At 56.8% G+C, this 22,849-nt stretch carries 18 protein-coding genes and 1 pseudogene; 10 read left to right on the plus strand and 9 right to left on the minus strand.

What is annotated here, in order from left to right; all coding sequences use genetic code 11:
* Window positions 1-4: 4 nt before the first annotated feature.
* Window positions 5-778: an ABC transporter substrate-binding protein gene (locus NMG46_RS07440; protein WP_254817040.1), complete on the minus strand. Its 774-nt coding sequence runs from the start codon at window positions 776-778 to the stop codon at window positions 5-7.
* 143 nt (window positions 779-921) lie between these two features.
* Here NMG46_RS07440 and NMG46_RS07445 point away from each other — a divergent pair, with 143 nt between their 5' ends.
* Window positions 922-2,118 (plus strand): ROK family transcriptional regulator, encoded by a 1,197-nt coding sequence (locus tag NMG46_RS07445; RefSeq protein ID WP_302894053.1) that lies wholly within the window; start codon window positions 922-924, stop codon window positions 2,116-2,118.
* A 68-nt stretch (window positions 2,119-2,186) separates the two neighbouring features.
* Here NMG46_RS07445 and NMG46_RS07450 read toward each other — a convergent pair whose 3' ends face one another.
* Entirely contained in the window at window positions 2,187-3,146 is a 960-nt protein-coding gene (locus NMG46_RS07450) for a DMT family transporter (protein ID WP_352800181.1), read from the minus strand.
* A gap of 396 nt (window positions 3,147-3,542) precedes the next feature.
* Between NMG46_RS07450 and NMG46_RS07455 the strand changes: the two genes are divergently transcribed.
* Complete coding sequence (locus NMG46_RS07455) at window positions 3,543-4,874, plus strand: sorbosone dehydrogenase family protein (protein ID WP_254817042.1); 1,332 nt, start codon at window positions 3,543-3,545, stop codon at window positions 4,872-4,874.
* Window positions 4,875-4,968: 94 nt separating this feature from the next.
* Window positions 4,969-5,126, plus strand: a pseudogene (locus NMG46_RS29860) (FAD-dependent oxidoreductase); the annotation flags it as partial.
* Between the two features lie 81 nt (window positions 5,127-5,207).
* On the opposite strand, the gene NMG46_RS07460 reads toward NMG46_RS29860, so the two are convergent.
* The gene (locus NMG46_RS07460; RefSeq protein WP_254817043.1) at window positions 5,208-5,459 is read right to left on the minus strand and encodes a hypothetical protein; all 252 of its coding nucleotides are present in this window, start codon (window positions 5,457-5,459) and stop codon (window positions 5,208-5,210) included.
* A 579-nt stretch (window positions 5,460-6,038) separates the two neighbouring features.
* Between NMG46_RS07460 and NMG46_RS07465 the strand changes: the two genes are divergently transcribed.
* Together NMG46_RS07465 and NMG46_RS07470 are read left to right on the plus strand one after the other, a co-directional pair.
* On the plus strand, window positions 6,039-6,698 hold the full coding sequence (locus NMG46_RS07465; protein WP_254817044.1) for a L,D-transpeptidase: 660 nt from the start codon (window positions 6,039-6,041) through the stop codon (window positions 6,696-6,698).
* A gap of 10 nt (window positions 6,699-6,708) precedes the next feature.
* Window positions 6,709-7,221 carry an OmpA family protein gene (locus NMG46_RS07470; protein WP_254817045.1) on the plus strand — a complete coding sequence of 171 codons (513 nt, stop codon included), beginning with the start codon at window positions 6,709-6,711 and terminating at the stop codon, window positions 7,219-7,221.
* Between the two features lie 707 nt (window positions 7,222-7,928).
* On the opposite strand, the gene NMG46_RS07475 is transcribed toward NMG46_RS07470, so the two are convergent.
* The 5 genes from NMG46_RS07475 to NMG46_RS07495 form a co-directional block, all read right to left on the minus strand.
* Complete coding sequence (locus NMG46_RS07475) at window positions 7,929-8,309, minus strand: hypothetical protein (protein WP_254817046.1); 381 nt, start codon at window positions 8,307-8,309, stop codon at window positions 7,929-7,931.
* A 283-nt stretch (window positions 8,310-8,592) separates the two neighbouring features.
* A complete protein-coding gene (locus tag NMG46_RS07480) occupies window positions 8,593-10,389 on the minus strand; it encodes a UvrD-helicase domain-containing protein (protein WP_254817047.1) in 1,797 nt (598 codons plus the stop codon).
* 2 nt (window positions 10,390-10,391) lie between these two features.
* Complete coding sequence (locus NMG46_RS07485; protein ID WP_254817048.1) at window positions 10,392-12,527, minus strand: AAA family ATPase; 2,136 nt, start codon at window positions 12,525-12,527, stop codon at window positions 10,392-10,394.
* Between the two features lie 56 nt (window positions 12,528-12,583).
* Window positions 12,584-13,480, minus strand: coding sequence for a 3'-5' exonuclease (locus tag NMG46_RS07490; protein ID WP_302894091.1), 897 nt, complete (start codon window positions 13,478-13,480; stop codon window positions 12,584-12,586).
* Window positions 13,481-13,560: 80 nt separating this feature from the next.
* Entirely contained in the window at window positions 13,561-14,430 is an 870-nt protein-coding gene (locus tag NMG46_RS07495) for a DUF4238 domain-containing protein (protein ID WP_368389280.1), read from the minus strand.
* A gap of 114 nt (window positions 14,431-14,544) precedes the next feature.
* On the opposite strand from NMG46_RS07495, the gene NMG46_RS07500 reads away from it, so the two are divergent.
* Window positions 14,545-15,486 carry a restriction endonuclease gene (locus NMG46_RS07500; RefSeq protein ID WP_254817049.1) on the plus strand — a complete coding sequence of 314 codons (942 nt, stop codon included), beginning with the start codon at window positions 14,545-14,547 and terminating at the stop codon, window positions 15,484-15,486.
* 59 nt (window positions 15,487-15,545) lie between these two features.
* Here the strand turns inward: NMG46_RS07500 and NMG46_RS07505 are convergent, their stop codons facing one another.
* On the minus strand, window positions 15,546-16,205 hold the full coding sequence (locus tag NMG46_RS07505) for a hypothetical protein (protein WP_254817050.1): 660 nt from the start codon (window positions 16,203-16,205) through the stop codon (window positions 15,546-15,548).
* Between the two features lie 404 nt (window positions 16,206-16,609).
* Between NMG46_RS07505 and NMG46_RS07510 the strand changes: the two genes are divergently transcribed.
* The 4 genes from NMG46_RS07510 (at window position 16,610) to NMG46_RS07525 (ending at window position 22,471) form a co-directional block, all read left to right on the plus strand.
* Complete coding sequence (locus NMG46_RS07510; protein WP_254817051.1) at window positions 16,610-17,440, plus strand: type IV toxin-antitoxin system AbiEi family antitoxin domain-containing protein; 831 nt, start codon at window positions 16,610-16,612, stop codon at window positions 17,438-17,440.
* Complete coding sequence (locus NMG46_RS07515) at window positions 17,398-18,321, plus strand: nucleotidyl transferase AbiEii/AbiGii toxin family protein (RefSeq protein ID WP_254817052.1); 924 nt, start codon at window positions 17,398-17,400, stop codon at window positions 18,319-18,321. Before NMG46_RS07510 ends, NMG46_RS07515 begins: the two co-directional genes overlap by 43 nt.
* Before the next feature lie 229 nt (window positions 18,322-18,550).
* Complete coding sequence (locus NMG46_RS07520; RefSeq protein ID WP_254817053.1) at window positions 18,551-21,883, plus strand: hypothetical protein; 3,333 nt, start codon at window positions 18,551-18,553, stop codon at window positions 21,881-21,883.
* A 105-nt stretch (window positions 21,884-21,988) separates the two neighbouring features.
* Entirely contained in the window at window positions 21,989-22,471 is a 483-nt protein-coding gene (locus tag NMG46_RS07525; protein ID WP_254817054.1) for a hypothetical protein, read from the plus strand.
* Window positions 22,472-22,849 lie beyond the last annotated feature (378 nt).

Consider the following 22,849-nt stretch of genomic DNA (forward strand, 5'->3'; position numbering starts at 1 on the left):
CGGCCTAGCCGCGGCCGACTAGATGCGACATGGTATCCCAGTCACGCCCGTTCATGCCGGGGTCCATGTACTTCGAGGTCATGGTGCGAAACTGCTCGAAGGCCTTGACCATGCCGTCGCTACGCATGGCATCGACGTCGCCCTCGACGAAAGCTTTCCTGTAGAGATCGAGGTCCTGACCGTACACGACCACTTCGAAGACCGTCGAGTCGGTCCAGTCGGCGGTCGAGTGCGAAATGCAGATCTTGCCGCTGGCCACGATCTTGTCGCAGGCGGCGTTGAATTCCGCCCATGTCTTCGGCATCTCGGTGACGCCCGCGTCCTTCATGACCTTCGGCGATGCCCACAGCCAGTTGATGCGGTGGATGTTCATCGGCGCTGCCACCCAATTCCCGGTCGGCTTCATCACCGGCAGCAATTCGGGAGCGACGACCTTCTCCCAATTTTCCGCCTTCGCCAGGTCGTCGAGATTGGCTGTCATGCCCGTCTCGTTCCATTCGGCGATCTCGGGGCCTTTGAGTTGCACAGCGGGAGGTGCGTTGCCGGCGATCACATCGGCACGCAGTTTGGCCAATGTATTGGCCGTATGGCCTGCGATGGAGGTCTGCTGCCAGGTGCCACCCTTGGCGGTAAACATCTCGCCGAGCTTGGCGATAGCCTGGGCGTCCGATCCGGTGGCCCATTGATGCAAGAGGTTGGTCTTCGGCTCCGCGAGCGCTGTTCCGGTAATCAAGGTGAAGGCGGTAGCGGCCGCAAAGGCCGTCCTCAGGTATTTCATCGTTTCACTCCCATATGTGATGCACGGTTCGTTTCGACCGCTTGTGGCCTGCGATTTGAGGTCGTGGCCGGCGAGATGCAGTTATCTCCGTTCTTTCCAAGATGACATATTTGAGCTATCAGTCAACATGCTTTGTGCCCATCATGAACAAACCGTCGCTTAGAAATTGGCTGATCGACAGGCCGTCCGCGTCGCCGGAGAGCCTGATCGTCCGATGCTTGCGCGAGCGCGGCGTGCTTTCCGCGTCGCAAATTACCCGCATTACCGGTTTGGCGCGGTCGACGGTTTCAACCGCGCTCAACGGCTTGAGAAAGTCAGGGATGGTGATCGAATCCTCGGCCCATCATGACGCGGCCAGGGGCATTGGCAGGCCGGCCACGGCATTGACGCTCAATCCCGCTGCGGGCACCTGCGTCGGCATCCACCTGGGCCTCGACGAGATGCGGTGCGTCGTCGCCGACGTCTCGCATTCTTTCGTTGCCGAACAAACTATCCCCATGGGTCTGGACTACCAGCCGCAACAGGCGGCCCAGCTCTCCAAGTCAGTAATTGCCCGATGCTACGAAGAGAACGGTCTGCCGATGGCGGGGCTCCTGGGGGTTGGGGTCTCCGTCTCTGGCCCAGTCAGCCGCGAAGGAGTGGTGCTGCGCGCGAGTATTGTTCCGACCTGGGCCGGGGTCAACATCCGCGATGTGTTCGGGCCGGTCCTCGAACAGCCGATCTTCGCCGACAATGAGAGCAACTGCTCGGCCATTGCCGAGCTGATGTGGGGTGCGGCCGTCGGCCACGACGATTTCGTGCTGTTCAAGGTCGATCTGGGCGTCGGCGGGGCCATTGTCCAGCACGGCCGGCTGGTGAGCGGCATCGCCGGCGGCGCCGGCGAATTCGGGCACATCAGCATCGATCCCGGCGGCGACCTTTGCCGGTGCGGCAATCGCGGATGCCTGGAGCTCTATGCCAGCTTTGCCCGGCCGCTCGAGCAGATTTCGCGCATCGTGCGGCGGCCGGTCACGATGGACGATGTGATCATGATGGCCGAGCAGGGCGACGTGAGGGCGCTCCGGATGATCGAGGACACCGCCGAGTTCGCCGGCCGTGGCCTTGGCCTGATCGGTTCGGTGCTCAATCCGCCGCTCATCATAATCGGCGGCCGCATGGCCTTGGCGGGCGACATTCTCCTGGCGCCACTGATCGCGTCATATGAACGCCATACGCTGATCAAGTCCCGCGATGTGGCACCTGCGCTGCGCACGCGGATAATCGTTGGCAAGCACACGGAGAACGACGCATTGCTCGGCGCGGTCGGCCTCGTGCTGCGCCACAACAGCCGGCTTCAATGACCTGACTCCGCTTCGGGTGGTACTCTGATTTTACGAGTTGCTGGCCGAAGCGGCGGTGCTGAGGTTCACTACGCGACACGCACCGTGCGCTGCCTCGGCTTGATCGCGGTGGCGAGCAGCAGGCCGGCGATGATGAGGGCGGCGCCGGCGAGATCGTAGTCGTGCAAGCTTTCGCCGAGGAACAGATAAGCGAGAACGGCGACGAAGGCGGTCTGCAGATAGAGCAGCATGCTGGCGCGCCCGGCGCCAAGCGTCTCGACGCTACGATTGTAGAGATAGTACATCAGAGCGCCGCCCGGGCCAGCAACATAGGCGAGGGCCAGCAGGCCGTTCGCATGCAGCGCCGAACGATCCCCGGAAAACAGTTCCCAGAGATAAAGGGGCAGCGCGGCCAGCGCGCCGGCTCCCAGCAGCAGGACCACCATCGGCAGAAGCTCGATAGCGAATTTGGCTCGACGCAGCAGCACGGTGTAGAGGCCCCAGCAAAACGCGCTGCCGACGATCCACAACTCGCCGGGATTGAACTGCAGCTGCATCAGCGCAGCAAGGTCGCCGCGCGCCACGATCACCACCATCCCGGCCAGAGCGACCAGCGCTCCAAGCGCTTTCCAGACACCGAGGGGCTCGCCGAGCACGAAGCGGGCAAGCACCATCGTCATGATCGGCGACAGCGCCATGATGATGCCGGCGGTTGTCGCGTTGGTGTAGTTGAGGCCCGTGTAGATCATGCCCTGACACAAGGTCAGCCCGATGGCGCCGATGACCAGCACCTCGATCACCCGGGATTGGATCAGCTCGAGCATCGCCCCGTGATGACGATGGACGATAGGCAGCAGGATCGCGCAGGCAAGCGTCAGCCGCCAGAAGCAGAGTGCCCAAGGCGGCATCTCGGGGGCAACCCACTTGGCGGCGATATAGACGCCGGCCGACAGGAGCCAGCAGAGCGTCGCGAGAGAATAGGCGAGCGGGAGTGATGCGTCGGGTCTCGCCTTCGCTACACTTGGATGTGCTATCGGCAGCGATTGGATATCCGTCTCCTCCCACCGCAGACTTTAGCAGATTTGCAGCGCCTTGCTAAGCAGCGACAACAGCTGTTTCACCAGCCAGTGCAATCGGTGGGTCATTGTGGGTCCCGCCGTTCACGGTCTCGTTCCTTTCCAACGCATGTTGGCCCATGAGCAACTCGATACCGAAAAGCGCAAGCCGTATCGATTTCGCGCGATACGAATGTGAGATTCATATCGCGCGACAGATATTCGGGCGGTTGCCACAATCTCCTCGCGCCATATTTCTACCGAGAGCAGATCTGTCGCGAATTCCTGGCCCTCGGATCACGCGCCGCTGTTTCGAAGCAATTGGAAGAATAAGCCACTGATTTCCGTTTACACAAAGAGCACGACGCAAATCCATGCGGAGGACTTCCGATGCATGCCGGCTTCCGAGGAAGCGTACTCGTAGCGGTGTTGGGAGCCGTCATGGCGAGCTGCGCTGGCATTCCGGCGCAAAAAACCGAGGCGATAATCGGCTATGGCCCCAACCCCACTTTACCGAAACCAAGACCGACGCTGATCCCGACGGTTAACATCGCCGAGGCGAAAGGCTGGCAGAAAGGAGGTATGCCGACCCCGGCGAAGGGGCTGGCAGTGAACGCCTTCGCTACCGGCCTCGACCATCCGCGCTGGCTGCATGTGCTTCCGAACGGCGACGTGCTGGTTTCTGAAACCAATGCCCCTGCCAAGCATGACGAAGGTTTCAGTCTTAGAAAGGTCTTCATGGACCTGGCCATGAAGCGGGCCGGCGCCGCAACCAAAAGCGCCAACCGCATCACGCTCCTGCGCGACACCGATGGCGACGGCATTGCGGATGTGCGAACGACCTTCGCGGAAGGCCTCAATTCGCCGTTCGGCATGACGCTGTCCAAAGGCAAGCTCTTTGTCGCGAATACCGACGCGCTCGTCGCTTTCCCCTACTCCAACGGCCAGACCCGAGCCGGCACGTCGCCGGAAAAGATCATCGACTTGCCGGCCGGGGACCTCAACCATCATTGGACCAAGGACGTGATCGCAAGTCCGGATGGACGCAAGCTCTATGTCACCGTTGGTTCCAACAGCAACGTTGGAGAAAACGGCATAGCCGCCGAGAAGAACCGCGCCGCCGTTCTTGAAGTGGATCGGTCGAGCCGTCGTACTCGGGTCTTCGCCTCGGGCCTGCGCAACCCGAACGGGCTCTCCTGGAATCCTGAAACTGGCGAGCTTTGGGTCGCCGTGAACGAGCGTGACGAGATCGGCGACGACCTCGTGCCGGATTACATGACCTCGGTTCGTGACGGCGCCTTCTACGGCTGGCCCTACAGCTACTACGGACAGAACGTCGACGAACGCGTCAAGCCGCAGCGCCCCGATCTCGTGGCGACGGCGATCAAGCCCGATTACGCCCTGGGCTCTCATACCGCCTCGCTGGGACTGACCTTCTCCAAAGGCGCCCGGCTCGGTCCGGCCTACGGCAACGGCGCCTTCGTCGGCCAGCACGGCTCGTGGAATAGAAGCGTGCATAGCGGCTACAAGGTGATCTTCGTGCCCTTCCGTGGCGGCAAACCGAGCGGTCCTCCGAAAGGCGTGCTCACTGGCTTCATCGGGCGTAATGGCGAGGCGATGGGCCGTCCGGTCGGCGTAGCTATCGATCAGACTGGCGCACTGCTCGTCGCCGATGACGTCGGTAATGTCATCTGGCGGGTCCGCCGGGCGAATGGCCGTTGAGCGCAGGTGCCTTTCTGAGTCCGACCTCAGCCTTCGGCTACAGCGCCACGCCCGATATGACTTTCAGTCGGCTGCGACTCGATGCAAATGCCAGGTAACGACACCGCGCCTGCCGCATGTCGGTCGCTACGGCGAGGTGGGCAAGGGGTGAACCTGTCGACGCTGCCGTTCCCCGGCGGCACGCCGCTGAGCGGCCCGCTCCACGTGCTCGGCATGCTTTGGTACGCACTGCGCGACCGCATCAGACATTGAGCGCAGGCAGTGGCAACTTCTGTCCGGCAGGATCAAGCCTGCGTAGCCGGGACGCCGATAGACTTGCCTGCTTTTCCGCAGCTAATAGATCGATATGATTGCAGGATTAACCATTTCATAGCCCAGGCGCGGCTCCGATTTGCCTTTCGAAATCCCGCTGGAGACAGTTCCGGTTGAACTGCGATCCAGCTTTGTTTCCCTGGTTTTCTTGATCGTGCTGCGCGACAGGTCGGCGCAGGCCGACGCTGTGTTGACCACCCTCTTTTTCTCGTGCGCAACGGCTGCGGTGGATACGGCAATCACCATTGCCGCACAAATAATAGCCAATCTCATTGATTCCCCCCTTAGAGCACCGCAAACGTGTGGTCGACTGCCTTGAGACGCCGGCGAAGAGGTTACTCGCGCCTGCCGGTCCATGCGGCTTCCGACTGCCCAAGAATGTGACTACATTAGCTGCAGCGCAAGTAGCCATTTCGGACTAGGCAACGGGTTCACCCTTCGACGGAAAGCGGCTGAGCTGTCGACGAAAAGGCAGGCGTTTTAGCCGTTTCCGCCGCTGGGCGCCTTCTGAGAGCGACGCAGTCGATCGCGACGGAATGCGGCTATGCAGGAGGCTGGCAGAATAGAGCGACCGCTCTGCTTCGAGCGCAACGCTCGCCGGCCAGAGGCTCGGAATCACCAAAGTCGACGGGATTTGGCTCGTCTCCTTCATGCACATACGTGCTCAAGGCTAACTCGGCGCAGCTTCGTTGCGGCACCGGCGGGCGCGTACAGCGGAGTGCTGGAGTGGCATCTGTTCACCTCCCGCCAGTCCGCTTCCGGCGGACTGCAGCAACGCGGCATTTTCCACTTTGAGGCGAAGTAATTCTCAACTATGGTTGAGCTAGGCTTTTGGCATGGGGGATATTGCCGATGGTTTTGTCACGCAGGGGTGTCGTGCTCGGCGGCCTGGCGCTGGTCGCGGTGGGTGCAACCAGCAATATTGCTCAAGCCGCGGCGGCAAAATCCTTTTTCGCGGGTACCGCCAGCGACAACAATTTTGTCTATCGCAAGACCAACTTCGCCAAGATCGACAAGAGATGGCATCGCCAGATCGTCAAGTATTTCAGCAGCGAGCCGGTCGGCACCGTCGTGGTCGATACCCGCCACCATTTCCTCTACGTCATCATGGAAAACAAGACCGCCATCCGCTATGGCGTCGGCGTCGGTAAGGACGGCTTCAAATGGTACGGCCGCGCGACGATCGACCGCCGCGCGCTGTGGCCGGATTGGGTCCCGCCCCCCGAAATGCGTAAGCGCAGGCCGGAACTACCGCCCATGATCGCAGGCGGCGCGTCCAACAATCCGCTCGGGCCGCGCGCGCTCTATCTGCACCGCGACGGCGCTGACACCGGCTACCGCCTGCATGGCACGCTTGAGCCATGGAGCATCGGCACCGACGCTTCCAGCGGCTGCATCCGCATGTTCCCGGAAGACATCATCGACCTCTACCAGCGCTGCCCGATCGGCACCGCGGTGCAGGTCCTGCCGCACATCGCCGACCAGGCGCCCGCTTCCACCACTGTCGAATGATTGGCGCCTCATGAACCGTATGATTGAAAACACGCGCCGGCTGCTCGCTTCCGGCCTGCTGATGCTGGTCGCATCCTGCTCGACCAGCAACACGCTCGCCCCTTCCACGCCTGACATCACCAACACCGAGGTTGCCGGCTTTCAGAACGTGCAGCCGGGCAGCGAGGAGGATTTTATCCTCAATGTCGGCCGCCGCACCTATTTCACGCAAGGTTCGGCCGCGCTCGATTCTGTCGCCAAGGCCACCCTCGACACCCAGATCGCCTGGTTAACAAAGCATCCGCGCTGGCTGCTCAAGCTGCAGGGTTTCGCCGACGATCCCGGCGCAAGTGAAATGGCGCTGTCGCAGCAGCGCGCCGATGCGGTGATGGACTACCTCGCCGCCGGCGGCATAGACCGCAACCGCATGTGGGCCAAGGGCTACGGCAAGGACAGGCTCGTCCGCGACTGCCCCGACACCGCCTGCAGGTCGCAGAACCGCCGCGTTGTGTCTAATTTGCGCGATGAGAGGGACGAGTCGTAGAGGCTGCTGTTTTCTTGTGACCCGAAGCAGAGTCTCACATGCGACGGCGGCATGGCTGCTTTGCGCCTAGGGCAGTCATACAGAAACTCAATGCCGACACTTTGAAGCGGACATTGAAGGGAGCGCCCGTGTGCGGCGATAACGCTGTTGCGGATCGCTGGGATACGCCCGCAGCTTCGGTGGCAAGCATAACGAAAGGAACCAAGCTGCCAGGGCAAGGTTCGAAGCCGGTTCCTGAAGAGGTCAATCCATGTCGCGCGCGTGTCGCGTGGATTTGCCGAGTGTCGCAGGAAATCCTTGCAAATCACCGGTAGCTGCAACATGGCGCGAAACACAATCGGCCAGCTTTAAGGGCTAGCCGATTGTCAAGTTTACTTTGAGAAATTCTTGGTAGCGGGAGAGGGCTACCGCCAATACAGCGCTGTTGTTGAAATCGTCTGCTAACGGACCATTCGCGGTGAGTTTATACGATCATATCTCGTGTTGGTTCAACCGAGTTGCAGCGCTGATATCAAGGGGTTCAGATAGCCGCATCGGCAGAATTGCGTCTGTCCGCGCACCGTTCAGCTCGTTGCTATCTCATTCGGATGTGCAACGAGGGCCTACTCATCGAGGTTGGCCATGGAGCGTGTCGCGCAACAGATCAGGAGGCGACATGACCAGGGTTCGGGGCGACGCTCAAGCCGCCAACGTGACGGCGACAGGCTCTAGTGATCGGAGCGAGCCGTGGGCATAAGATTCAGGGGCATCAGAAATTCGAACTCGTCCAGACAACTATCGAAATCGCCATTGAAGGTTCGAATTGCTCTATCTTTGACCACCAAGACGATCTGATATGCGTTCTCTGCCGGGTCGAGCGCCCACCAATAGCCCTCGCGAACTGTCGATGGATCGATGGCGCCCTCCATTGGCCAGAGGCTCGTATCAAGCCGTTGCAGTAGCTCGAATTCTATCAAGTCGAATGGATCGGCATCTCCGACGCGATTGGCCATTTGGCCAAAGGAATAGGAACCTACGTCGATGATCTCGGGCCGATCATCCTCCTGCCGAATGCTAATTGCCCACCAATAGCCACTCTGTATCCGCATGACTCCATCTCCAAACGTGTTCGTTCGGCCGCAGACATGCATGAGCGGGTCAGCGGGCCAGTTGATGCGTTCAAGAGTTGTCTTGGGCAGCCGTGCTGCTCGTTGTCTACGACGTAAGGGCTCCCCCATCGTCGGTTATCACGCGGCTTAGCCAAGATGCCCAGGGCCGCTTCTCTCAAGGCACGGCATGGAATTTATCCGGCGCGATCAGGCAGTCAAGAGCGGTACATACCTAGGCTATGAAGCCACAACCCTACGGTCACGAAGTCCAGATCGCCGTGTCCTAAGGGATCGTGTCGTAGGTGAAGTTGTAGTCTCGCAACACGTCGGTCGGCTGGTACTCGTCCCCTTTGCCATCTATGCGTCCCCGTTCTGAGATAAGATGGAGGTTCTTGCGAGCGCGCGAACTGACTACATACAGTAGCTTCTTGGCGCTATCCTCACCGTTCGGGTCTGCGAAGTGGGGCACCATGCCCTCAAGCAGCGCATAGGCGATTACTGAATCATACTCAGCGCCCTTCACGCCATGGATCGTTGAAACAGTGATCCCAAACCTGTTCTCGAATACCTTGCGAAACGAGCCTACGTCGCCGATGAATTCGGCTCCCTCCTTCGCAAGCTTGTCGATACGCTCCTTTGAGCTTTCGAAAAATGCGGCGTGATGCTCGACCAATACAGGTACAGCTCGGAAATCAATTCCGAGCCGCGTAAAGAGGGCATCAAAAAACCGAGCGAGAAATTTCAGCCCATCTTCTTCTAAAATCGAAACGGAGTTGCACTCTCTGAGCAGAGATTTTTTCGAGAGGTTGCTCGTATCGATGCCGGCATCTTGCAAAGCGGACAAAATTTCCCCAGCCCACCGCAAGCGCCGCATATACATTTGCGGCGAGGCTTCCGTCAGAACGATCCTCGATAGCTTGTACCAGAAGTTGTCGAGGTCTCGGCCGAACGGGACCAAACCAGGGCCATCGAAACTATAGGTTGGCAGCGCAGCCACGAGCTTTCGGGTCATACTCGCCAGGTGCATCCACCATGGGGCGACGATGCAGACCTCCTGGGGAAGGACGCCAATCGTCTCAACATTGTATTTTATCAGCCTGACCAACTCTTCGATAAGGTCGTCTCGTTCAATGGTGGAATTGAACGATATTAGGCTCGGATAATCCCTATTTTTCCCGACAGCGACGATCTCTGACGAAAAGACCTTATAGTTGTCGAAGTAGCTGACAATTCTGGACGATGAGCGATAATTTTCAGACAGCTCCAGCTCCTTGAGCTCGATCCCTGCCAATTTTCGTATCTCGTTTGCTGTGATCGCGTAACCGCCGAGCGAGTCATAAATCGCCTGGTTGGGATCGCCGACGATGAATGTTCTGACCTTGTCTTTGCCCGCCCTAAGAATTGCGGCGATGATCGCGTACTGGATCTCCTTTGTGTCCTGAAATTCATCGACGAGAATGTAGGAAAATATAGAGCCCAGCAGCATGCTGATCGAGGGATTGCTTGCCACCAGCTCGTGTGCATAGCGGAGGATGAGCTCGAAATCGACCTGCCGATTTTTAACCAAGCTAGCGTGATACTTATCCAGCGCCTGGGTCACGGAAGGCAACTTGTTCTTCTGCCTCGATGCCAAAACCCGGCCGGCCGAAGTGTAATAGTGTCCGCAATCCCAGTAGCTGATGTTTGGATAGCGAAATGGTCGGCAAAGTTCGGTTAGCATACGCTCCGAATCGTGGGAGTTGATGACCTTAAAGCCGCTCTTCAGCGCATCATGATAGATTGCGTAGGGCTTAAGGATCCAGTCGAGGCAGAACGAATGTATCGTTCCGATCCAGAGCCTTGAGGTGTCGACGCCAAGTCCCGCAACCCGCTCATGGATCTCGTCGGCGGCCCTATGCGTATAGGTGATGGCGATGACCCATTCCTTGTCTGATTCTAGCTTGGAGAGCTGGTCGGCGATTTTGTAGGTTAGGGTGCGCGTCTTGCCACTGCCGGGGCAGGCAACCAAAAAGACGCTGTGTTCCTCTGCGATCGCGGCTGCCTGCTCGGGATTGAGGTCGTTCTTACTCCAGACAAACATCGCTAGAACGTAGCCAAGATCGCGTTGATCTCGTCGGCTGTAAAGGTTTCGAGCATCGCCGAGCGAATCGCGTCAAAGTCCAAGTCGCCGTCTCGGAACGCCTCCAGCCTTTCTCTGAACTCAGCGGCTTCGGCCGCGGCTGCCTGGCCACTCTCCTCAATGCATCGCAACCGATAGCTAAGGACATTGAAAAAAATCGCGTCACTAACGGGACCGTGAGCGAAAAGTATCGCGTCGAGAATATAATCAGGAATGATCGTATGGTGGTCGATTGCCTTGCCGAGGAGGATTGCAAACCACCCTTTTCCGACGTGGTTTGCGATCGTCAATATCCGCTGGCCGTACACCGCGATGTCTTTCGATTCCAGCTCGACCTTCGATTCCTCAATCGTAGGGCCATCCTTGTAGACCCTATTCAGAACGCTAACGACCTTGCCGCTGTTTCCAGCGTCAATGAAGTCAACTTCAAACGTATGGGGCGCAAACGAGACGTTCACCCATCCATTGCCATTGCTAAACTCTGTCAGCTTTCCCTTTCGTTTTAACCCGACTTTTTGAGCGTTAAGGGCCTTTTCCTTTGCTCTCTTCGTTGCGTCGTCGTCTCCGTCGTCGGGAGTGGTATCGAAGAACGTTGCGTCCAGGTCGGTGATGATGCTGCAGCGCTTGCGAATACGCAGGTCGTGAAACAGAACCGACACATTCTCAAAACCCGTGCTACGGATATTGATCAGACTAATCCCTAATTCGTCTAGGCTGACCCCAAGGACCTTCTTTACGAGAATTGGGATGAGGATTTCTTCGGCGTCGCCTTCGACCAGTACGACGCTCTTGGCAAACAGCAGGTTGCTGCGTACGGCATCCAAATATCGCTGGATGTTACCAATCTCATCCGGGACCAGGCCAGCCGCCGGTTGATAGGCCTCGCACTTTACGCCGGATCGTCCCAATATGTTGATATTCTCGACATTGCTGACCTCAGATATATGCGTCGAGTGCGTCGAATAGATCACCTGCGTGTCATCGTAGTTGAGTTTGTCGAATAGCGTTTTTTGGATATGCGTGTGGATGTGCGCTTCCGGCTCTTCGATCAGCAGAAAATTTGCAAATGACTGCTTGGTTTTTTGATACTTGAATTCGAGCAGCTTGAGGGTGAGGTAGATCAGATTGGCGCCGCCGAGACTGAGCTCGTGGATACCTCCCTCGTATCCTTTTTCAGACTCACCAACGAAGAGCTTGAGCGACTGAAACAACTGGTCCGCTTCGTCGGATAGGTCCGATCGAATCGATAGCGACGAAGGCGAATAGGTTTCACCGGCCGCATCATTGATCGTGTCGCGAATGTCGACCCGGATCCCGACGACGTCGGGTAATCCCTCGATTGTGTCGTTTAGGGTTTTGACCAAGCCGGTGATTGGCTTGAACAATTCGGGGTTGATCTCGCCGCTTTTGCTCTTCAGCAATGTCAAAAGCGGATTTGTTCGATTGTTCTGGAAATCGGCGACAACGTCTCGCAAAGCCTGCACGAAAGTGAACGAAATCTCCTTGGCGATGGAGAGCATGCCGGGCACTTTCCCCCCGATTGCCGGATGCACAAGTTCTTCGCTGAACGTGGCGTTCTCGAAATCGCCGACGAGAGTCTTGTAGACTGCAGGATCGGTGAAATCGGCGGTGCTCTTTCCCGTGAAGATCGTCTCGTAGTCGTTCGTGGTAAGCGTCTTTCGGATTGTCTCAAGTCCGGCTTGATCGCCCTCTTTAAGCTGCGAAAGCTTCGTGCGAACGGACATGTTCGGCCGAAAGATCAGGTTGTATGTGGCCTTCCCGATCGCCACACCTTCGATATTCCCGGTGCCGTGGAGAAAGAGGGCCTGAATCGCTTCGTCCTGAGACACCTCATCAAATTCGAGGCTTATGATGATCCAATGTCCCCGCCAATCGCCTAAGCCGCGATGGAAATCTTTCTCGTCGAGTTTATAGGCGGATCGCATCATATTATCGTCGAGTAGCAGTCTGACGGCTCGAAAAAGGTTGGTCTTACCGGAGCCGTTCTCTCCGATGATTGTGTTGATCCCCTTATTGAACAAAATATTGGCCCGGTCGAAATTCCGGTAATTTACCAACTGAAGTTTTGAAATATACACGTGACCATCCCCAAGGACATTACAGAAAGCACTATTTCGCAGGTATCCTAAAGTGGCTAAAAACGATCAGAGAATCTCTCGTAGGCGGTTATTTCCCGGATAGGCAGATTAACGTCGCGTAGGTAGATACTCTCGCGTAGAAAGGCGAGCTCGTCGTCCCGCAGGCCCTCTTCGAGGTCGATGTACCAAGCTCGAGGGTTGATTGCTCCATCACTGTTCCAGCGATAGCCCCGAGACTTCAATATCTCTTTCTTGTCAAACGGCGCATTCTCGGCCCAGATACGCCAGCTTGCGCGCCGGGCTGTCTCCAAAAGCCGGGCCATTGCCGGCGCGCCTGTTTTTGGAAGCGGGGTTGCGAGAAGCTCGATGGCCGCGATGCAATCGTGGGTCGCTCTATGTCGCTCGTAGAAGAAACCGGCGCCCATTGCCAAATAGGCGAGTTTGGTTCCCTCAAAGCCTTCAGCGACCCAATCGACCTGAGTCATTGAGCAGGCCCATGGCTTTCGAATGAACACATCGCTCAGGCGCTCTAAAAAGCGCCGATCGAATGCTGCATTGTGCGCGATGACAACTGCCGCGTCGTCGGCGAACGCTGCTACCTCTGCAGGGTCTATCGTGTGGCCACTAACCATCTCATCGGTGATGCCAGTCAGAAGCGTAATGCCGGCAGGGATTGGGTTAGTCGGCTCTCGCAGCATCTGAAGCGGATCTCGAATCTCGAAAATTCGGCCATCAAGGCTATATGTGAACGGCACCATCGCCAGCTCGATGATCTCGTCTCTTGACGAGTCGAGGCCGGTCGTTTCAACATCGACAAACAAGCCCAATCGGGTCTCCGAGCCATCTGGCTTCGCAACGACCTGTCTGGGTTCAAGACGGTGAAGCACGCGGTAGCGTCCACTTGAATTCAGTAGAGCAGCCATCGTTTCGAGATCGGGAGCGTCGCCTGACAAGCTGATGTACTTTCGTTGTCCATCGAAAAGGAAGCGCACCGGCAAAACGGCCGGACCGGCTTGTGCTAGAGCTGTACGACTTATGCGGCTTCTGCGTCCGCCAACATTTCTGAGCACACCTCGTCCGGATGTCGATGCGAAAACATATGCTCGATGGCGTTGCGCCATATCAGCAGGTTCTGTGACTCTCCTTTTCCGCCTAGTGCGTAGTACTGCGCGTCTGGTTCAGACTGACGATTATCCAGATACAGAATTCGCGTAGGGCTCAGCGGAAACATCACGCTGGTTTCCTCATTCTTCAGTCCTCGGAACTTCAGGCTGGGATGGATGAATGTCACCGGGTTATCCGATGTGATGAAGACCGGCTGATCTGATGCGATGATTGCCCACCTCATCTTTAAAAACAGCTCGGCCAGCCAAGCCCCTTGGTTCAAGCTGTCGAGCCACATCCGCTTGATGTCCTCCTCGCCTGCATCTCGGTAGGCAGGCCAGGATGCTTTATCAACATCGTACTCTCGCCCCGCAATCTCCACTCTGTCCGGGGGCTCGCCGACGGCCATATAAAACGAACGGAACTGACTATGGATTTCTGCTGTCTGACCAAGCACGGTAGGGTTGCGCAGATACATGACCGCAGTCAGCAGCGCGAGGCCTTTGCGTATGACCTTATTGCCAAGATCGACATAGCCTGAACTGATCTCTGACCAAAACGGCGTACCAAAAAGCTGTTCGAGGTTGCTGAGTTTCTGCTCGGTTCGATAATCTCGCTGGCCATTTTGCCCGGGAGCATACAGGTAGAATTTGACGGCCACTTTCGAGATCGACCGCTTCATCGGGTCCCCGCCCGACTTCCCAAACGTCCATATTTTTTCGCCGCCGCGCTCTGTGGCAAACGCTCGCAAGTATGCTTTGGGCACCCAGTGGTTACGCTTATATTTTTGGTGGCTCACGGCTGTTCAGCTTTCGATTCTTCTTTCAATGATATCATGCGGCTCCTGTGCGATGCCCGACAAAAAACGCGGCCTGTGATAGGCTGCGCCAAATGCTGATGGTCGGGGGGGCAGGTGCGAAGTATCTCACGCTTAGTTCAAAAAATTCATTTTGAAGATTTCAGCGGCAGCGAATTCGAGAGGCTCGTCTTTGCGTACCATGTCAGGGCTAGGTGGACCGAGCTCGCTTGGTACGGGCAAGGCGGGGGTGATCACGGGCGGGATATAGTCGGCAGTGAACCGCTTGATGATGACGCGCGTCGGCGGACGGTTATTCAATGCGTTAATCGTGGCAGCCTTACCCAGAAGAAGGCCGAGCATGACATACAGAGAGTGCTTTCCTCTTCAACGAAGGTTGACGCCCTCAAGTTCGTAACACGCGGTGCTGTATCCGCAACGCGTCGAGACGCCATTCATATCTTTGCCAAAACAAGTGGCATAGAGAGTCTGACAATCTGGTCAGGCGCCGAGTTCGAGGAGCATCTGCGCCTGATCGGTGAAGATCTTCTCAAGCGGTTTTGTGCAGGAGAGGTTTTTCCAGATAAGGCCGACGAATTGCGTCGTTTTGCCGACGACTTTGCCGGCCTCACAGATGGCGATGCCCTAGCTCAGATGGCCGCAGTCCTTGATCGCCCGGCGTTGCGAACGCCGTTTCATGCAGAGTGCTCTCTCGTGGCGTTTCAGCAAGCTATCGAAGATACCATCGCCGCACTCAATACCGGCATTTGGCGAACGCGCGAAGGCGATGAGATACGTCGGATACCTTCGCTGCATCACCTGCGCGACCAGCGCATAAAAGCGAATGTTTCGCGCTCTGCTCAGTTGATCGATCAACTGAGGCGAACCTTTTTGTCCGGCCTGCGAGACAAGCGCATCAGGCCATGTGCGTGTGGAAGCGACACCTGTACGATATTTTTTGTCGATCCCGCTGCCGGGGTCGAGTTGGACAGGATCCGATCCGAGGCGCTCTCAGCCTTTCGCGAGGTCTACCCAGGGTTTCGGGTTCACCTCGGATAGCGACCAGATTCTACGGAAGATGCCTTCGTTCGCACCAGTGTCGAACGAAGGCCCGTATCTTAAGCTGCGAGAGTTTGCCGCCGCATAGGCTCATAGAGCATCGAGAAGAACGTATCGGCGATTTCTACCGCTAACTCAGGCAGAAGATGGTCAACTGACCCAACAAAACTGGAGCCTGAGAACAGTGATTTTCCCGGAATGCGCCGAGCGATGGTCTGATACGTCTTGAACATCTCTCTGACCAATGCCGCCGCGCGATCGCCTTGCACATGTCCTTCATTTTGAGGATCGATAGAGATGCAATCCCAGCGGAACTCTACGCATTTGCGGCGTTTCGCGATCCACAAATTTGGGATGCCTCGCTTGTTGCATTCTCGGAACCAGCGATCATTGGCAGCGACATCGCCGCTGGTGAATTCGATCCAGATACGATCTGGTAGCATTGGCGATCTCGCAACCGTACTGACGGAAGAGAGGTCAAGATCGCCATGGCCAAATGCTGCCAACCTGTTTGATATTCGACCAAAATCGAACTGCGAAAGTATAGGCCACGCAGGCAAATTGCTTTTGACGGAAGCGAGTAGAGCGGCGTTCGTGCAGTAACCCAATCCGCATGCGAGTGCTTCTGTGAGGTGTGATGATCTCACCTGAGGGAGAAAAGCCCGCAATTGAGCTTTTGCAAAATCGATGTTGTCGGAGGTGACCAACATGCAGGTCATGTACCCATCCTTTCGCTGAGGTCATCTGTCGCCGATTACGAGATGACCCGAAGGGATCGGATCACAGTACTAGCCTGCCAAAATCCACTTTGACCCAGCGACAGGTCGGGGAGGAATCACCTGCGGCAACGATATCCCTTGGTGCAATAGTTACGCAACGTCATATCAGAACGATCGCTGCTACCTGGCGCTCATCCGACTATTGCCCATGGCCTGATCACGCCAAAGAGAGAGGAAGAGATTGGTTTATTTTTTTGCATAAATGCGGCGATGGTCGCCGCAAAAGTGAAAGATTGTAAATTCACGTTAAACGTGATAGTTTATAGAAACTATGGAATGCGGCGATCATCGCCGCATGAGGTTGATTCTATAAACTCATGCCAACGAACACTGAGCGAAGACAATTGCTGCAAAACCTGGTGCCTGACGGCCTACCAGTGACGAAGCAATGGTTGTCGAAGCAAGCTCCGGACTTCGATCGTCACGCGCTCGACAATCTCGTCAAGAGCAGGCAACTCACACCGCTCGCATCCGGTGTTTATGTACGTCCCGGTGCAAACCTTACCTGGCAAGGCGTCGTCGCGGCACTGCAGACGATCTTTCGCACTGACCTCAGCGTGGGCGGCTTGAGCGCACTCGAATTGCACGGATTTGCGCACTACCTGCCACTGTCGCGGCTACGTGCAGTACATCTTTTCGGCAAGGACGCGCTGCCCGCTTGGCTACACACTGCACTGCCTTCAGTTCAGTTCGTTCGCCACAGCCGGTCCTCGATGGGTGGCACCGGTCTCGTCACTTGGGAATATGACACCAATGAGCGAACTTTCATGACCGGTGGAATACTTGGTCAGAGGGCAAGCGCGTGGCCGTTCACCCTGTCGTCGCCTGAGCGCGCGTATCTCGAAGTTCTCAACGACGTGCCCGGTACTATCTCTTTCGAGCATGCCAATCAGTTGCTGCAAGGCATGACGACCCTCTCGCCAAGGCGCATGGAGCAGCTCTTGCGCAAATGCACCAGCGTCAAGGTGCGCCGGCTCTTCTATTGGATGGCCGAGCGACATTCCTACGCCTGGCTGAACAAGCTCCCCAAACCAGAAGCGCTTGATGAACTTGGCATTGGCAGCGGCAACAGAGTGCTGGCCAGGGGCGGCAGACTCGATCCAAAATACCGCATAACGGTCCCGGAGGAGATGTGGACACAACCAGCCCTTACTATGGACAAGTCCGACTCCTGACGCGGGTCTTGCCGCTCGTTGCAGCCGAAACGTGCTTCGCCCTCAAGGGTGGCACCGCCATCAATCTCTTTATCCGCGACCTGCCGCGGCTCTCTGTCGACATCGATCTCGTCTATCTGCCCATGGACGAGCGTGACGAGGCGCTCAAGAAAATCGCCGAAGCGCTCTCACGTATTGCCGATGCGATTTCACAGGCGATGCCCGATACTAAGATCGTCCGATCGTATGAAGATCAGCGCGACGCATTGCGTCTTTTCGTGACGCAAGGCGCCGATCGTATCAAGATCGAGCTCTCCCCCGTGTTGCGCGGCTCGGTATTTCCGGCGGAACGAAGAGAAGTGTCGCCGGCCGTCGAGGAGCAATTCGGCTTCGTCGAGATGCAGCTTCTTTCGATCCCCGATCTCTATGCCGGAAAAATCTGCGCGGCCCTCGACCGGCACCACCCGCGCGACCTCTTCGATGTCAAACTGCTGCTGGAGAATGAAGGGCTGACCGAGGATTTGGTGAAGACCTTTCTCGTCTATCTCATCAGCCACAACCGGATGATGGCCGAACTCCTACAACCGACCCGCAAGGAAATTGCCGGCATCTACGAAGGTGAGTTTTTGCGCATGTCGCAGATCGAGGTGAGCCTCGATGAATTGCTCGACGTTCGCGAGCGGCTGATCACAGGCCTCAATCAGGCATTGACCGACGATCAGCGAAAATTTCTTCTCTCATTCAAGGCGCGTCGCCCGCAATGGGATCTTCTCGGCATTGAAGAGGCCGACAAGCTTCCCGCCGTCCGCTGGAAGCTCCAAAATCTGGAACGCATGCCAGAAGCGAGGCACAGGCTTGCCTATGAAAAACTGCGACGGGTACTGAACGAGGGAAATGGATGAACCATTCGATTTCACCAGAAGCAATTCCCGCCGACCTCGAAGTGTCTGGACACCGGGTCTTACATGCCCGCTGTTCGCCCTGCGACAGCGGGCCTATTTGCGATTGAGTCGCACCGATCATCTCGGTGACATCGGCTTCGGCAGATGCGATCTGCATTCAAAACTGGTAACCGCGCAAGGTTATCTAATCATCTTCAATTCGACCACCCGACTCGGATAAACTCGGCGGATGAATTCAGATTCGGCCGAAGCAACAACTCCTCCGCCTGCTGAAGTTGTGCCCTCAAATTACATGCGGGCACGGCATCCACACCTGTTTTCGGACACGACCGTTTCGAAGATTCAAAGCGTGCCAAGAGAGGTGCTGTCATATCATCTCGAAACGCTGACCAATCAAAAAGACGAGGCCACGTTCGAGGAATTCGCTCGCAGGCTTTGCGAGAAGTTCATCTCGCCTAACTTGCGCCCCCAGACCGGGCCTGTCGGCGGCGGCGACGGTAAGACGGATGCGGAAACATATCCCGTCTCTAACGCAATCTCCGAGCGATGGTTCGTCCCTGACCGCGCTGGCGCGGATCAGCGCTGGGCATTCGCATTCAGTGCAGCGGCGGATTGGAAGAAGAAAATCCGCAAGGACGTGAAGAGCATTGCAGAGACCGGGCGCGGCTATCCGCGCATCTACTTCGTCACCAATCAATTTGTGCCGTCCAAGGACAGCGCATCCATGCAAGACGGGTTGGAGGAGAAATACGGAATTCCGGTGACGATTCTCGACAGGACATGGATTCTCAACAAGGTCTTCGAGGGGCACAGCCTTGATATCGTCGTTGAAACGTTAGGCGTCGGGCGCGAAAAAACCGAAGAGGCTAAACGCGTCGGCCCGCGCGATTCTGAACGAATCGCTGAGTTGGAAGAACTTGAGGCTCGGATGGGTGACGGGTCAAAGTATGACAGGAGTCCCCATAACCTTGTCGATGATTCTATTCGTGCAGCGATCCTCTCGCGTGGGCTGGAGCGTCCCCGATATGAGGTCGAGGGAAAACTAGACCGGGCGCTTCGCTTGGCCCGCCAACACGGCAATAAGAAGCAGCAATTGGCTGCAGTCTACAATTGGGCCTGGACTGCCTTCTTCTGGTTCGATGATCCGGTAAAGACGTCAGAACTCTACGGTGAGGTGGAGGCTCTGGCCCTGTCCTCGGATGACTCCGATGACCTGGAGCGTCTGACCAATATTCTACCGCTGCTCCATTTCTCCCTCAGTCAGCAGCTGCTGACACCCGATACCGGTCAGCTCGATCAACGTCTGGCCCGTGCGCGAGAAGCGCTGATACGCGTGATTAACTTGGAAGCCCGGCCGAACAACGCACTGCACGCCCGGTCTCTGGCCCTCATGCTCGAGATTGTCGAGGCCGGCAAGATTGGGCCATCTGCTCTGATTGACATCTGGAAGCGATTCAAGGTCGTGATGAAGGACGCCGACGGCCTGGGCGTCTTCCCCTTCGAGAGCATTGCCGACGGGCTGACCGAACTCGGCAAGCACATACCCGAAAGCCCAGAATTCGATGAGCTTTACGAGCAAGTTACGGATTTGCTTGCCAGTCGCCGAAGCGAGGGCGAGGCCGGCAAGAAGAACAGTCAACGGGCCTTCCAGAAGCTGGAAAAAGGCTTGCACTTTGATGCCATTCGGTGGTTCGGCCGTGCGGTAGGGTTGCTTGTTAAGGAAGAATATCGCGACGAACTTTCTGAAGTGCTTTTCGGTTCAAGCCTCGCTTTCGAACAGGCCGGTCTTTACTGGGCCGCCCGTAATTACGCGTTAGCCGCCGTGTCTCAAGATCTCGCGGAGTTTACAGGCACCGGCAATATCTCTGGTGTCAATCCGACGCATTTGAAGCGGTTGTTTCACATGGAGTGCAGACTGGGGCGAGGCTTGTACGCCATTCAGTCTCACGAACTCGCTATGCTTGTGCGAGGAGCACAGGCTTACGACGAGAATTCGCGCCAACATAATGAAGAGGCGCGTCTATTCGACACCCGGCTGTTTGGCGGACTACTACTCAAATTGGCCAACTCAGATCTCCCAGAGATTCGCTCCTTGCCTGATGCCCTTGAACGCCTGGGCATGCCGGAAGCACGGCTGGCTGCTCTTTTCCGGCTAGGCCAAGACCAGGTCGCGCGGGAGGAAGGCTGGTGGCCCGATACAGAAAGCGCGGCCGACATCGAGGACTATTTCAATCGCTGGAACGCCTATTTCGGTAACGATTTTTTCGTCAGGGATATCTCGTTCTATTCAGGCGAGACGGTAGAGCTGACCAGTGCCGTAGTCGGATGCCAGATAACCATTGAGGCCGCAAACAACCTTATGTCGCTGGCGGTATCTGAGGCGTTTCTCGGTGGAATTGAAGCGCTGCTCGCCACGAGCCTAGAGCACAGGTTTCTGCCTCATCTGGAAAAAATCCGGTTCCGCGTTGATCCCGTCTCGACAAGCGGCAATGCTCCAACCCTGACATTCGAAGACCGCATGGGGGTTCCGGTTGGAATCATCCAACACCCGGCGCACTTCGAGCTGGCCACAAAGGCGGATGTTGTCGCGTTTGTCGATTGGCTCAAAACGGCTGCGGTTGAGGTCATCCTTCTATTGGCGATTCCCGACGACGTAGAGGGATGGAGCAAGCAGGTATTCGCCGAAGAAAATGCGCTCGACCGGGCGCTTACGTTCTCAAATATCCCTTTGATCACAAGCAGTTTCTTCGGCGACATAGAGCATTTGTCGCTGGAGCGCTGGATAGCGCCGACTGACCGTGCATATGATGCGATCCGCACGGAACCTTGGACGCCGTCGGAGATTGCCGATCCGGAATCCGGTGTCTTTGTTTCGGACGAGCCGATGGACGGCTTTCCATTCGATACCAAGCGCATGAAGCACACGGACATGAAGATCGTTTCACCGATCGTTGTGTCGAAATGGAATGATGCCCGTTGGCGTGCAACGCTATTCATGTATTCGCCGGACGAGGATGCGCCGCCTCCGGTACTCGGTATCGCATTTGAGAACGCGGAGGCCGGGAAAGCGATATTCGATGGCTTTCGAGAGCGCTTTGGCGAGCACGATCCCGGCAATGACCTGCGTATCGCCATCGTACGCGGCGTGTCCTCTAAGAACCCATTCGCTTATGCCGTCGTTGTTGGGCCTAATGTCGAAAAGAATCTCCCAGAGAGCGACAAGCTTGTGGGTTTTGTGTCTCGCATAAACATCATGCAGCCAAAGAGCGACATCCATCTCAGGAGCTTTATCCAGCAATTTGAGCGCGATGGGCGCTATCTCCTTGCACCCGCTCACTTGCCCTCACTGGATGCCGAACCCAAGCCCATGCTGGAGCTGGGTATTGGAAAATATGACCTTGAGATAAAAGAAGCTTGGCAGATCGGGCCAAGTGACCCTGATGCCGTGGTTCTTGATCTTGATGACCCACCGATAATTCCTCCCGAACAACCTGAAGCTCCGGTGAACGAGACGTTACGAAAAAAGACCGAACAGGAAAAAGCGAGAAACAAAAAGGCTTAGCCTTCCAGCCGACTTCCAAGGTGTGCGTTATCTTGGCATTGGTCTCTGGTCAGCTACGTGTGCAGCAGTCTGCGGGGAGGAGGAGTTTGACCTTCGAGGCACATCATGGACGAGACTGATATTGCTATCTTTATGTTGCAAGCATCGAAGTTTGAATTCTTTCTCATAAATCGAGGTCGCTCGTTCATCCATACGGTCTCGACCAAGGGCCGGACCATCGTCACCGGTGTCAATTGGACAAGGGTAGCTCAAGCTGTGGAAGCGGCGGCTCCTTTTGCGTCCTTCGACTTCATCAGTTCGGGGTTCAAGGTTTTCATTGAGACCACGCCGCAGTACCTCGTGATAAAACACAACGGTCAACTTGGTTGGGATAGCGACGATGAGGGCGTAAACTCCTGGGATCGTTTGCTCAGTCGCAGCTATGCTCAATTGCGAAACAACGTGGCCCACGGAAATAAGCATCAGGTGCCTGCGCCCTTTACCTACGGCCGAACCGCAGAATTTCTATCGGCCGGCTTGGTGCTCATGGACTTCATTGCGCGCGAAATTTTCAATGAGGCTGATTGGAACACTCCAATCTTCAGCTAGTCCTTTTCTAGAATCCGTCAGCTGGAGCGCCTCGCCTTCAGCGACCGGACTCCACGGCGTTGCCGCCGAACCCGCTAACTGACGGTTTCGGCCTATGCGGGTGACGATCACTGGCATAGATACGGCGCTCCTCGCTTGGGGCCATCTGCCGGCTCGTGACCTTTCCGTTCGACGTGACGGTTGGCTCGCTGCCGTAGAGGGGCTGGCTTCCAAACTTAATCGCTTGTTGGATTGGCGAGGACGGCTACACGGTAAGCGGTGTTTCCTGACCACCTTTCGGGAGTGGTCGCGATCTGTGAGGTTGCCGATCCTGTATTGGGATCGGAGATCGGCTTGTGTCTGGACTTGACCTTACGCTTGACCCGGAGCGGCAGCTTC

The organism is Mesorhizobium sp. LMG 17147 (genome assembly GCF_024297145.1).
Classification (GTDB): Bacteria; Pseudomonadota; Alphaproteobacteria; order Rhizobiales; family Rhizobiaceae; genus Mesorhizobium.